Source organism: Sphingopyxis sp. KK2 (assembly GCF_001990265.1).
Taxonomy (GTDB): domain Bacteria; phylum Pseudomonadota; class Alphaproteobacteria; order Sphingomonadales; family Sphingomonadaceae; genus Sphingopyxis.
In genome coordinates this window covers 1-13,795 of the sequence record NZ_LYVN01000109.1, presented here as the reverse complement: position 1 = coordinate 13,795, position 13,795 = coordinate 1, and the positions used below count along the sequence as shown (strand labels likewise).

General features: G+C 66.0%; 6 protein-coding genes. 2 read left to right on the top strand and 4 right to left on the bottom strand.

The annotated features are described in order from the left end of the window. Positions 1 to 202: 202 nt before the first annotated feature. The 3 genes from B1A78_RS16085 to B1A78_RS16075 form a co-directional block, all read right to left on the bottom strand. Positions 203 to 505, bottom strand: coding sequence for a hypothetical protein (locus tag B1A78_RS16085; protein WP_077147932.1), 303 nt, complete (start codon positions 503 to 505; stop codon positions 203 to 205). A 26-nt stretch (positions 506 to 531) separates the two neighbouring features. Further along, positions 532 to 3,414 carry a pitrilysin family protein gene (locus B1A78_RS16080; RefSeq protein ID WP_077147931.1) on the bottom strand — a complete coding sequence of 961 codons (2,883 nt, stop codon included), beginning with the start codon at positions 3,412 to 3,414 and terminating at the stop codon, positions 532 to 534. Between the two features lie 95 nt (positions 3,415 to 3,509). After that, positions 3,510 to 5,669, bottom strand: a complete 2,160-nt coding sequence (locus B1A78_RS16075) for an acylase (RefSeq protein WP_179102067.1) — start codon at positions 5,667 to 5,669, stop codon at positions 3,510 to 3,512. Positions 5,670 to 5,830: 161 nt separating this feature from the next. Here B1A78_RS16075 and B1A78_RS16070 point away from each other — a divergent pair, with 161 nt between their 5' ends. Further along, positions 5,831 to 7,411: a leucyl aminopeptidase gene (locus B1A78_RS16070; RefSeq protein WP_077147930.1), complete on the top strand. Its 1,581-nt coding sequence runs from the start codon at positions 5,831 to 5,833 to the stop codon at positions 7,409 to 7,411. Positions 7,412 to 7,681: 270 nt separating this feature from the next. Continuing rightward, positions 7,682 to 10,261 (top strand): ATP-dependent chaperone ClpB, encoded by a 2,580-nt coding sequence (gene clpB, locus B1A78_RS16065; protein ID WP_077147929.1) that lies wholly within the window; start codon positions 7,682 to 7,684, stop codon positions 10,259 to 10,261. Between the two features lie 47 nt (positions 10,262 to 10,308). Here clpB and B1A78_RS16060 read toward each other — a convergent pair whose 3' ends face one another. Next, positions 10,309 to 13,356: a TonB-dependent siderophore receptor gene (locus B1A78_RS16060; protein ID WP_256838911.1), complete on the bottom strand. Its 3,048-nt coding sequence runs from the start codon at positions 13,354 to 13,356 to the stop codon at positions 10,309 to 10,311. Positions 13,357 to 13,795: the final 439 nt, after the last annotated feature.

Below are 13,795 nucleotides of genomic sequence, written 5' to 3'. Positions count from 1 at the left end.
ATCATCGCGACCATCTCGCGCGGGCCGGGAAGGCGCCGGCGGGTCGTTTCGGGCGGGGGGGAGGCGGGATCATGTTGCATTGCAGCGGCGCTATGCGCCCGTGCACCCGTTTTGGCCACCCCCGAGCGACCAAAGCAATGCTATGCATAGCAAAAGGGCCGCCCCGTCGGGGGCGGCCCTTCGCTGTTCCAAAGGCTGGCGATCAGCCCTGGCGGGTGCCGGTCATCGCCATCGAACCAAAGGCGCCGGCCTTGATCGTGCCGGTCAGCGTGTCGCCGTCGATCGTCGCTTCGGCTTCGAGCGTCATCGGCATCGGGACCTTCATGTTCATGGTCCAGGTCAGCTTGTTGCCGTCGACCTTGCCGTTTTCCACATCGAGCGCTCCCATCGCGCCGGCATTCTGGCCGGTGAAGGTCGCGCCGTCGCTGGTGACGGTGAAGACCGACTTCTGGTCACCCATCGGCGACTTGGTCACGCAATCATAGCTGCCATCGACTTGAGACATCTGGGCTCTCCTTACTGAAACTGATGTTAGTTATCGAGAGTCACCGTTTCCACCGGCAGACCCAATCCGTCAAGCTGTGGTTTGACCGTCGCGGCATCGCCGACGACGACATAGACGAGGCCTTCGGTGCTCAGCGCCTTGCGCGCCGCGGCATCGACCTCGGCAGTCGTCATCGCTTCATAGGTCGCGGGCAGCTTTTCATAATAATCGTCGGCACGGCCATATTTGACGATCGCGCGCAGCCCGCCGAGCACATCGCCCGAGGTTTCGAAGCTGCCCGGCAATTCGCGGACGCTGCCGTTCACGGTGCGCTGCAATTCCTCCGCGGTGACGCCCTTGTCGCCCAGGAACGCCTTGAGGTCGCTCTGGAATTCCTTGATCGAATCGCCGGTCCGGTCGGCCTGCACCGGCGCCGACGCGATCCACGCGATCCGGTCCTTGTCGCCCGAAATGCGGCTGCGCACGCCATAGGACCAGCCCTTGGTCTCGCGCAGGTTCATGTTGAAGCGCGACAGGAAATTGCCGCCGAAGATGTCGTTCGCCGACCGCAGCACCTCAAGGCTGTCGGTGCCCTTGGCGTCGAGCACCTTGCCCGCGAGGATCACCGACTGCGGCGACTTGGGCCGGTCGAAGAGCAGGATGCGCGGCTGCGGCGTCGGGATCGCGACCTCGAAATGCTTGACCGGCTTTGCGGTCGCCGGCGCCTTCCAGTTGCCGAAGGCGGCGTCGAGCTGCTTGGTCACTTCTTTCAGCGTCGTGTCGCCGACGACGAAGATCCGCGCGGTGTCGGGCCGGATCCAGGTCGAATGGAAGCTCGCGAGCTGGCCCTGCGTCGCCGCGGTCACCGCCTTCGCATCGCCCAGCCCCGAGGGCGGGATGCCATAGGGATGCTGCGCGCCGTAAAGCGCCGGCATCATCACGCGCGACGCGATGGCATTGGGGTTGTTGAGCTCGGCCTTCAGGCGGTTGAGCTGCTGCACGCGCACCCGGTCGAGCTCCTTCGCGTCGAACGCCGGATTGCGGATATAATCGGCGAGCAGGGTCAGCGACGGCGCGAGGTTCGGCTTGAGCGCGAACAGTTCGAACACCGTCTCGTCGGCATTCGCCGACCCGTCGATCTGCGCACCGAGCCGTTCCTTGGCTTCGGCAAAGGCGATCGAATCGAGGCTGGTCGTGCCCTCGTCCATCAGGCTGAGCATCAGCGACTGGGTGCCGAGCGCATCGTGCGGATCGGCGGCATAGCCGGCGTCGAAGCTCACCGCGACATTGACCGTCGGCACCGTGCTGCGCTTCGCAAAGACGACCTCGATCCCGTTCTTGAGCTTCGCGCGCTCGATCGCGGGAAATTCGAGCGCCTTGAGGTCGGCGACCGACGGCAGCTTCGAACGGTCGGCAAAGGCGGTGCCAAAGCCGGTGTCGGGGCCGACATCGCCGAGCGCCTCGTTCCAATAACGGTCGGGCGAAACCGCCGCATCCACCTTGCCCGCGGTCACCGCGCCGCCGCGGTTCTCGCCGCCTTCGGTGCGCTCGCCGGGGGTGTAGGTCAGCGAAAAGGCCGGGCGTGACAGCCATTTATTGGCGACCGCCTTGACCTCTTCGGGGGTGGCCTTCGCCATCCGCTCGAGCTCGACCTTGTAATAGCCGGGATCGTTCGAATAGAGCGCACCCTCGGCCAGCGCGACCGCCTTGCCGCCGAAGCCGCCGACCGATTCAAGCCCCGAAATCGCGCCGCCGAGATAGCTCGCCGCCGAACGCTGCAGTTCGTCCGCCGTCGGCCCGCTGGCGAGGAAGGCTGCGACCTCTTCGTCGAGCCGTTTCGCGACATGCGCGGGTTCGACCCCCGGCTTGACGTCGGCCTGCACGAGCAGGATGCCGGCATCCTCGAACGGCTGGGCAAAGGCCGAGACGCTCACCGCGACCGGGTCCTTGCGCACCAGCGCATTGTCGAGCCGCGACGACGACAGCCCGCCGAGCACCGACATCGCCATCTGCAGCGGGATCGCGTCCTTGTCGTTGAGGCCCGGGATCGCCCACATGCGATAGATGCGGGTGGTCGGGATCAGGTCCTTGACCTCTTTCGCCAGCGGCGCGGGCAAAGTCGGGACCGACGTCGCGGGGGCCTGGACGACGGGACCCTTGGGAATGTCGCCGAACCAGGTCTGCACCTTGGTCTTGGCGGTCGCGACGTCGATGTCGCCCGCCAGCACCAGCACCGCATTGTTCGGACCATAATTGTCGGTGAACCACTTTTTGACGTCGTCGAGGCTCGCCGAATTGAGGTCGCCCATCGAGCCGATCGTGCTGTGGTGATAGGGGTGGCCGGTCGGGAAGAGATTTTCGAAAATCTCGTAACGCAGCAGGCCATAGGGATTGTTGTCGCCCTGGCGCTTTTCGTTCTGGACGACACCGCGCTGGTTATCGAGCTTCTCCTGCGTCACCGCGCCGAGCAGATGGCCCATGCGGTCGCTTTCGAGGAACAGCGCCATGTCGAGCGCACCGGTCGGCACCGTCTCGAAATAATTGGTGCGGTCGACGTTGGTCGTCCCGTTCTCGTCGGTCGCGCCGACCTGCTGCAGCGGCTCGAAGAAATCGCCGGGCGAATTTTCGGAGCCGTTGAACATCAGATGTTCGAACAGATGCGCAAAGCCCGTCTTGCCCTTCGGCTCGTGCTTCGACCCGACGCGGTACCAGACCGACACTGCGATCACCGGCGCCTTGCGATCCTCATGCACGATCACGCGCAGCCCGTTGTCGAGCGTGAACGCCTCATAGGGGATGTCGACCGCCTTCACGAGGTCGGCGATCGGCGCGGGGTCGGCGGCCTTCTTGCTCTTGGCGAGCGCAGGACCGGCGGCGACCAGCGAGGTCGACAGCGCAAGGGCAACGGCGAAGCGATGGAAACGGGGCATGGATATCCTCTATGTTCGGGAACGGGCGTCTCGCCCGATGCGACCGGGTGCCGGACGGCACTGTATCAACGGTTTAGGACAGCGCGCCGCGCCGTTCAAGGGCGATAGACGCGCGGCTTCGTCGCCCACAGCGCGGCGGGATCGAACAGCACCGGCTTGAGCTGGTGCCGGACGAACAACGGCGCCTGGTCGTTGTAGTGCGGGCTGCCCGGCCGCGTCGTCGCCGATCCGAACGGCTGGATCGATTCGGATCGCAATGTACCGTCCTTGCCCCAGGTCACGAACATGATGAAGCTGTCGCCATGGCGGACCTTGAGCCGGCCGTCGGGCTCGACATCCCACAGCGTCGAGGCGCGGATCGTATCGTTGCCGCCGTCGAGCGGCAGGTCGACACGGTGGTCGCCCTCACCATGGCGCAGCCGCAGCACGGTGCCGAGCCTGGGATCGAGCGTGCCGAAATGCTTCTGCAGATGCTCGGCGGCTTCCTTCAGCGTTTCGCGCGGGTCGGGGCGTTCGGCGAGCCGCTGGTAATGCACGCGGTTCGCGGGACGCAGCACCATCAGCGCGAGCGCATCGCCCTGCCCCTTGCCGTCGAGGTTCCAGTCCCATGCGCGCAGCAGCGCCTGCGCCTCGGCGAGTTCGGGCTCGCGCTTCAGGTCGAGCGCGAGGATCCGGTCCATCCACGCCTTGGCGTAACCGGTCTTCGCATAGCCGGTGTCATATTTGATCGCCTTCAGCCGCGCCTCGTCGATCTGCCCCGATGCCTCGAACAGGTCGATCAGCCGCGACGCGCGGTTGCTCATATCGTCCTCGATCCCGAGCAGCGGAGAAAAGGCCGCGGCGTCGAGCTCGTCGCCCGGCCCCGCGGCAACCCACGGCGTGTTGTTCGCGTTCATGACATAACCCGACGCCGGATTGACCAGCGCGGGCACGCGGTCGAACGGCAACGTCTTGGTCCACAGATCGGCCGAGCGATCGCCGGGCAATATCCCGCGCCAATTATAGCCCGCCGGTCGGTCGGGGAACATCGCATTATAGAACATGCCGATATTGCCCGCCGCATCGGCATAGATGAAATTGGTCGCAGGCACGCCCTGCCCCGCCATCGCGGCACGCCATTCGGCGAAGTTCTTCGCCTTGTTCAGCCGATAATATTGGGTGACCATATTGGCCTGGTCGATCCCGGCATAGCGGATCGCAAAGGCGCCCTTGGCATTCCGGATCACCGGGCCATGGACCGATCGATAGACCATGCGCGGCACCGGCAGCACGAACGGGCCGAACTTGACCTTGAGCCACACGCGCTTCGCCTCGAGCGGGCGCCACTGTCCGTCGAAGCGATAATTTTCGCCGCTCTCGTCGAGCACCAACTGATAGATGTCGATCAGGTCGGGCCGGTTCACCGTGTTGGTCCAGCCGAGATATTTATTGTGGCCGAGGAAGGGATAGGGCGAACCGGGGAAGTTCGCGCCCGCGAAATCCCAGCCCTCGCCCGAATGCACGACCAGCTCGTACCAGGCGACCCCGCCGGTCCACGGCTGGTGCGAGTTCGAGACGAGCCGCGTCGCGCCGTCGGTCGCGCGCGACGGCGCAACCGCCATCGCGTTCGACCCGTTGGCCGCGGGGTCGCTGCCCAGCGGCGTGTCCTTGCGCGGCACGATCTTGCCCGTCGCATCGAGCTCGGGTCCGCCCTCGCGCCCCATCGCCTTGTCCTCGACCAGCGACCCCAAGGTCGAATCGAGCCCGAAGAAGAAAGGCGAGCGCAGCACGAACCCCGCGACGACATCCTCGCCGGTCACCGGGAACAGCCCCGACAGGCGCACCTCGTCCGGATGCTTGTCGGCATAATGGTTGAGCCCCGCCGCATAGGCGGTGAACAGCAGCTGCACATCCTTCGGCAGCCGCGGCCAGTCGCGCGCCGTCGTGGTGCGGATGTCGAGCAGCGCCGCGGCATAGTCGATCTTGGCGCCATCCTGCCCGAGCATCGCGCCGGCGCGCCCGCGCGTCATCGCGAGCACCTCCTGCAGCGTCGAAAAATCGTCCTCGGCATGGGCGTAGGCGACGCCATAGGCGACATCGGCGTCGGTCTTGCCGAAGATGTGCGGCACGCCGAACTTGTCGCGCGCGATCTTGACGTCGGTCGGCTGGAAGCTCGGCGCGGCGGGCGCTTCGGCGGTCAGCGGCTCCCACACCGCGAGCGACACCCCGGTCAACAGCAACAGGACCAGCAGCCCGATTCCCAATTTGCGCAGCATCCCGGTCCCTCTTGCGTCGGCTGACGAAGGCGCCTGTCTGACCGCGCGCGGGGGCGATGGCAAGCACCTGTCGTTCGTCGAGAGGCAATTGCAGGGCGGGCCGCGCGTGCTAGGTCTATGAGCGGACCGATAGTGACGGAATAACAGGGAGTTCCATTTTGATGCGTACCAAAAGCCTGCTGCTCGCCGCCTGCCTCTCGCTCGCGCCCTTGGCGGCGCCCGCCGCCTTGGCGCAGGACGTGACCGGTTCGGGCGTCGTCCCCGGCACCGTCGCGAACAGCGCCGAGCGCCCGATCGGTTTCGCCGCGAGCGCCCCCGCCAAGGGCGTGCTCGTCGTGCTGATGGCCGATGCCACGCTGCCGGCGCTCGATGCCGTCGGCGTGGGATCGGGCGAACGCGCCGCGATCGAGGCCGCCATTGCGAACGCGAAGTTCGAGGGCAAGGCCAACGCCACCCTGTCGCTGCGCGGCATCGGCGCGCACAGCCGCATCCTGCTCGTCGGCACCGGCGCCGCCCCCGCGATGCTCGCGCTCGCCGAAGCCGGCGGCAAGGCGGCGCAGGAGGTCAAGTCCGACGCGCAGCCGGTGACGCTCACCGGCGCCTTCGCCGGCGCGCAGGGTGCAGAGGCGGGCTATGGCTTCGCGCTCGGCCAATATCGCTTCGACCGTTACAAGACCGTCGACCGCAAGGCGCCCGCGACCGACGCGGTGACGATCGTCGGCGGCGACAGCGCCGCGGCCCGGTCGGTCTTCGCCGCGCGCTGGCAGCCGCTCGCCGACGGCGTGCGCCTGTCGCGCGACCTCGCCAACGAACCCGCGAACGTCGTCTATCCCGAAAGCTTCGTCGCCGAGGTGCGCCAGGCCTTTGCCGGCGTCCCCGGCGTGACGATCGAGGTGCTCGACGAGGCGGCGATGCGCAAGCTCGGCATGGGCACGCTCGTCGGGGTCGGCCAGGGCAGCCCGCGCGGCTCGCGCCTGCTCGCGGTGCGCTATCGCGGCGCCGGCGGCGAGGCCGCGCCGCTCGCCTTCGTCGGCAAGGGCATCACCTTTGACTCGGGCGGCATCTCCTTGAAGCCCGGCAGCGGCATGTGGGACATGAAGGGCGACATGTCGGGCGCCGCTTCGACCGTCGGCGCCGTCCTCTCGCTCGCCAAGTCGAAGGCGCCGGTGCATGTCGTCGCGGTCGCGGCGCTCGCCGAAAATATGCCCGACGGCAATGCCCAGCGTCCCGGCGACGTCGTGCGCACCATGTCGGGCAAGACGATCGAGATGCTCAACGCCGATGCCGAGGGCCGGCTCGTGCTCGCCGACGCCAATGAATATGTCGCCGACAAGTACAAGCCGCGCGCGATCGTCAACATCGCGACGCTCACCGGGTCGATCGTCGGCGCGCTCGACGATCAATATGCCGGCCTCTTCGCACGCGACGAGGCGCTCGCGGCGCAATTGCTCGCGGCGGGCACGACGAGCGGCGAAGAGCTGTGGCGGATGCCGCTCCACAAAAATTATGCGAAGAAGATCGAATCCGACATCGCCGACGTCCGCAACATCGCGCCGGGCGCCGGGCCGGGCGCGAGCATCGGCGCGCATTTCATCGGCTATTTCGTCGCCGAAACCACGCCCTGGGCGCATCTCGACATCGCCGGGGTCAACCAGGCCGACAGCGCCTCGCCGCTGGTGCCCAAGGGCATGTCGGGTTTCGGCGTCCGCCTGCTCGACCAGCTCGCGCGCGGGGGGGAATAAAGGGATTTCGCGCAGAGGCGCAGAGGACGCAGAGATACATGTTCACGCGGAGACGCGGAGGCACGGAGAAAAAGAGACCAGCGGCTTTGCCGCCCATATCTTCCTTCCTCCGTAATTTCGGCGCCTCTGCGCGAATATCCCCTTCTTTCTCCCTCCGCGTCTCCGCGGCTCCGCGTGAACCCTTTTTTGGGGCTCGGCTAGAACCGGTGATCGCCCCTTGTGTTGCCAAATGGCAACACTATCTCTGGCAGCGAGAAAGGGGATTTCTGAATGAACCTCGAAAAATTCACCGACCGCGCCAAGGGCTTCCTGCAGGCGGCGCAGACGATCGCGATCCGCATGAACCATCAGCGGATCGCACCCGAGCATGTCGCCAAGGCGCTGCTCGAAGATAATCAGGGCATGGCCGCCGGGCTGATCGCCAAGAGCGGCGGCGATGCCGCGCGCGCGGTACAGGGCATCGACGCACTGCTCGCCAAGCTTCCCGCGGTGTCGGGATCGGGCGCGCAGCAAACGCCGGGACTCGACAATGATGCCGTGCGTCTGCTCGACCAGGCCGAGCAAGTCGCGACCAAGGCCGGCGACGGCTTCGTCACCGTCGAGCGGCTGCTGCTCGCGATGCTACTGGCGTCGGGGACCCCGGTCGCCAAAGCCTTCGCCGACGCCGGCGTGTCGGCCGACGCGCTCAACAAGGCGATCAACGATCTGCGCGGCGGCCGCACCGCCGACAGCGCGAGCGCCGAAGACCGCTATGAAGCGCTCAAGAAATTCGCCCGCGACCTCACCGACGTCGCGCGCGAGGGCAAGCTCGATCCCGTCATCGGCCGCGACGAGGAAATCCGCCGCACGATCCAGATTCTCGCGCGCCGCACCAAGAACAATCCGGTGCTGATCGGCGAAGCCGGCGTCGGCAAGACCGCGATCGCCGAGGGCCTCGCGCTGCGCATCGTCAACGGCGACGTGCCCGACAGTCTGAAGGACCGCCGCTTGCTGTCGCTCGACATGGGCGCGCTGATCGCGGGCGCCAAATATCGCGGCGAGTTCGAGGAGCGGCTGAAAGGCGTGCTCGACGATGTGAAGGCCGCCGAGGGCGAGATCATCCTCTTCATCGACGAGATGCACACGCTCGTCGGCGCGGGCAAGGGCGAGGGCGCGATGGACGCCTCGAACCTGCTCAAGCCCGCGCTCGCACGCGGCGAGCTCCACTGCATCGGCGCGACGACGCTCGACGAATATCGCAAGCATGTCGAAAAGGACCCCGCGCTCCAGCGGCGCTTCCAGCCCGTCTTCGTCGGCGAACCGACGGTCGAGGATTCGATCTCGATCCTGCGCGGCATCAAGGAAAAATACGAGCTGCACCACGGCGTGCGGATCACCGACGGCGCGATCGTCGCCGCCGCGACCTTGTCGAACCGCTATATCTCCGACCGCTTCCTGCCCGACAAGGCGATCGACCTGATGGACGAGGCCGCGAGCCGCATCCGCATGGAGGTCGAATCGAAGCCCGAGGAGATCGAGAGCCTCGACCGCCGCATCATCCAGATGAAGATCGAGGAGGCCGCGCTGTCGAAGGAAAGCGACGCCGCGTCGAAGGACCGGCTGGCGACCTTGCAGGGCGAACTCGCCAACCTCGAGCAGCAGTCGGCCGAACTCACCCAGAAATGGCACGCCGAAAAGGACAAGATCCACGCCGAGGCCAAGATCAAGGAAGAGCTCGACGCGGCGCGTTCGGCGCTCGACCAGGCGCAGCGTGCGGGCGACCTCGCGAAGGCGGGCGAGCTCAGCTACGGCACCATCCCCGGCCTCGAAAAGCAGCTCGAGGCGGCGCAGGCCGCTGCGGGCAATGCGATGCTGCGCGAGGAAGTCACCGCCGACGATATCGCCGCGGTGGTCAGCAAATGGACCGGCATCCCCGTCGACCGGATGATGGAGGGCGAGCGCGAGAAATTGCTCGCGATGGAATCGACGCTCGAAAAGCGCGTCATCGGCCAGGACGATGCGGTGCGCGCCGTGTCGACCGCCGTCCGCCGCGCGCGCGCCGGGCTGCAGGATCCGAACCGCCCGCTCGGCAGCTTCCTCTTCCTCGGCCCGACGGGCGTCGGCAAGACCGAGCTCACCAAGGCGCTCGCGCGGTTCCTGTTCGACGACGACAATGCGATGGTCCGCATCGACATGTCCGAATTCATGGAAAAGCACAGCGTCGCGCGGCTCGTCGGCGCGCCGCCGGGCTATGTCGGCTATGAGGAGGGCGGCACGCTCACCGAAGCGGTGCGCCGCCGGCCCTATCAGGTGGTGCTGTTCGACGAGGTCGAAAAAGCGCATCAGGACGTGTTCAACATCCTCCTGCAGGTGCTCGACGACGGGCGCCTCACCGATGGGCAGGGCCGCACGGTCGACTTCACCAACACGCTGATCATCCTGACGTCGAACCTCGGCAGCCAGGCGATCGCCGCGCTTCCCGACGACGCCCCGGTCGAACAGGCCGAACCCGCCGTCATGGAAGTCGTGCGCGCGCATTTCCGGCCCGAGTTCCTGAACCGGCTCGACGAGATCGTGCTCTTCAACCGCCTCGCGCAGCAGCATATGGGCGGCATCGTCGACATCCAGGTCGCGCGCGTGCAGAAACTGCTCGACGACCGCAAGGTAACCCTCGACCTCACCGACGCCGCACGCGCGTGGCTCGGCCGCGTCGGCTATGATCCGGTCTATGGCGCGCGGCCGCTCAAGCGCGCGGTGCAGAAATATCTGCAGGACCCGCTCGCCGACCTCATCCTCAAGGGCGAGGTCCGGGACGGCGCGACGATCAAGGTCGACGAAGGCGACGGGGCGCTCAAACTCTCCCCGGCATAAAAAAGGGCGGCAGAAATGCCGCCCTTTCTTTTGGTCCGAACCCGGTCCTACAGACCGAGGCTCGCGAGGTTCACCTTCACTCCCGCATAGACATAACGCCCGCGGAAGCTCGACGGATAGTTGAGCTCGCCGACATCGGGATCGCGCCCGAAGAGGTTGTTCACGCCGGCATAGAATTGGAAGCGCTCGTCGTCGGTCTTGAAGCCGAGCTGGACATCATGCTCCCATTTCTCGCGATAGAAGATATATTTCGGATCGACCAAATCGGGGTTCGCCTCGATCTGCTCGGTCGTGAAGCGCCGCGTCTTGCTGAAATAATTGACGCCATAGTTCAGCGACCAATTGTCCTTCACCCAGGTGATATCCAGCGTCCCGTTCCACTTCGGCGCGAACGCCTCGGTGCGGTCGTTGTCGACCTCGGCGCCCGGGGTCGAGATGAAGGTCAGGCTGTCGAGGTAACCGCCCGCCAGCCGGATGTTGAACTGGCCCAGGCTGTCGCTCGGGCGGAAGGCATAGTTGATCGTGAAATCGGCGCCCGACGTCGCGAACTGCGAAACGTTGAGCGGCCGCAGCAGATAGTCGGACACGAAACCCGTTGTCGGATCGCGCGTGATCAGGTCGCAGAACTGGTTGTCGAGCGTCGGCTGATCGACGCACGCGTCGGTCAGGTCCTGCGCGGTCGCGGTCGTGATCGCATTCTTGATCTTGATGTCATACCAGTCGACCGTCGCGACCAGCCCCGGGGTGAAGCTCGGCCGCAGCACGACGCCCGCGGTCCAGGTCTTCGCCGTTTCCTCGTCGAGGAAGGGCGTGCCGATCGTCCGTCCGGGCAGCGACGCGGTCGCCTGCGGGTCGTTCGCCGGGTTGAAGGTTGCCGGATCGATCCCGAGCGCGGTCAGCGTCGCGTTGCAATTGGCGACGCGGAACGAGGTGCCTTCGGCAAGGTTGCTCGGATCGCACGGATCGTCGATGAACGAGAAGGCGCCGTTCTGCGGCGCGAACAGCTCGGTCAGGTTCGGCGCGCGCACCGCTTCCGAATAGGTGCCGCGGAACCGGATGTCGCGTACCGGACCCCAGGTGCCGTCGACCTTCCACGTCGTCGTGCTGCCGACGGTCGAATAGTCCGACAGGCGGATCGCCGCGCCGAACTGCAATATGTCGGCAAAGGGCATGTCGCGCAGCACCGGGATGTTGAGTTCGGCGAAGACTTCCTTGACGTCGAAGCTGCCGCTCTCGGGGAATTGCGCCGCAAGGTCGGCGAGCGCATCCTGGACGAGGAAGGCGTCGGGGACGAACTTCGACTTTTCCTTGCGATATTCGGCACCGAGCGCGAAGCCGATCGGGCCGCCGGGCAGCTCGAACACTGCGCCGGTGTCGCCCGAAACCGAGGCGCTGACGACATGCTGCTGCACCTTCACGCGGTTGGCGAGATCGACATTGACCCAGTCGAGCGCTGCCTGGCTCGGCGAACCATTGCCGAAGATGTTGAGCGGCACGCAGCCGCTGCCCGCGCCGGGGGTGAAGGTGATCGGCGTCGTGTTCGCGCCGATGATGATGCCGTTCGGATCGTTGAGCGGCGCGGTCGGATCGAGCGTCGAGCGGCAGACGATATTGCCGTTCGGCGTACCGGTCAGAAACTCGCCCTGGTCGACCGCGTCGATCGCCGCGAAATAGCGATCGCGCAGGCGATAATTGGTGCTCAGGAACTGCGTCTTGGTCTGGCCATAGACATAGCTCAGCTCATAGGTGAGGTTGTCGGTCAGCCGCCCGTCGAAACCGAGCACCCCGCGGTACGTATCGCGCTCGGCATATTCGCCGCGCACGCCGAGGTCGAAATTGTCGCGGCTGACGAGCACGCCGTCGGGCAGGAAGCCGGGGTCTCCGAAGATGCCGTTCGACAGGGCGTCGGGCACGATCGCATTGCGGATGGCGGCGGGAATGAACGGATTGTCGGCCTGCACCGTCGTGAAGAAATCGAACGACGGCTGGGCGAAGGAGAAGTTCTTCGTCTTGACGTATTTGCCCTCGACGAAGAAGCGCAGCGCGTCGCTGAACTCATAGCTGCCGAGCAGGTTGATATTATGCTTCTCGGTCTTGGGCTGGAGATCGCCCTGATAGCCTGCGATCGGCGTGCTGCTGCCCCCCTGGACGACGCCGCCCGAGCCCGGGATCGCGGTGCCGAGGTCATAGATCGTGCCTTCGCCGGTGAAATCGGGCGAGAAGTCGATATCGACGTCGACCGCGCCGCCCGGCGAGCTGTCGGCGTAGCGGATGTCATTATACAGGATGCGGTCGATGATGTTCGGATCGTCGGGGAAGTCCGCAAGATTGCGGCGGAAGCTGAACAGGCCGAGGTTGCGCCCAGTCTTGCGCGCATCGGCCGAGACGCGGGCGTCGCGATTATATTCATAGGACAGCGCGACATTGCCGCGATCTTCGGAGAAATTGGTCCCGACGGTCAGCGCGCCATAGATGTTGTTCGCGTCGCCGCGCGACGAAATGCCCGTCTGGAAGCGCGCGTCGATCCCTTCGAAATCGCGCTTGAGCACGAAATTGACGACGCCCGACACGCCGTCGGCGCCATAGACCGCCGACACCCCGCCGGTGAGCACGTCGATGCGTTCGATCAGCGCATTGGGGATGGTGTTGATATCGACCGACGAGGTCCCGGTGATCCCCGAAATATGACGGCGGCCGTTGACGAGCACGAGCGTGCGTTCGGTGCCGAGGTTGCGCAGGTTGAGCAGGTTGACACCCACGCCGCCGAACAGCGCGGTCGAGCCGCCGGCATCGGCGGTCGTGCTCGATCCGAGCAGCGCCGGGTTCTGGACGAGCAGGTCGGTGAGGTTGGTGAGGCCCGATTGCTGGATCGTATCGCTGCTGATCGAAGTAACCGGGTTGGGCGAATCGGCCTCGGGGCGCGCGATGCGCGATCCGGTGACAACGATGGCATCGCCGTCGTCGGCCGCGCGATCGGTCGTCGCATCGTCGACGGGCGCATCCTGCGCGAAGGCGGGGGCGGCGCAAAGCGCGAGGCCGAGAGCAAGGGGCGCCGCGCCGCGGCGCAGGCTTGCCAGGAGGAGGGGGGTATTCACGGACAGGACTCCCTTTTTTGTCAAAGACGGGCAGGTCCTGTCGGAGGAGGTCGCACGCCAAGACGGCGTGCCCGTCATCCGGCACGACCCACCCCGCGTTGCGCATTCGGGGATTATCCTTAATTTTCTGTTATTTCAGAAGATCCCCGGTGCGTGAATCAGCATGGATCGCGACCGCTGCAAGACAAGCCGCGACCGGCCAAGCGACGTCGTGTTTCGACGAACGGCCGGCGGCGGCATGCCGATTACCCGCCGATGCGCGCCTCTTGCGCGCAATCGCAATTTAATTGCTGTGGTTGACCGGCGCGCGCGTCATCGCCTCGGTGGTGTCGCGCGCGTCCTGATTTTCCTTCGCCCACACCGCCTTCCACTGCTCGTTGGTGTGGCACACGCGGTTCTTCTTCACGAGCGACCCGATCTCGAGCGTCTTGCGGCATTT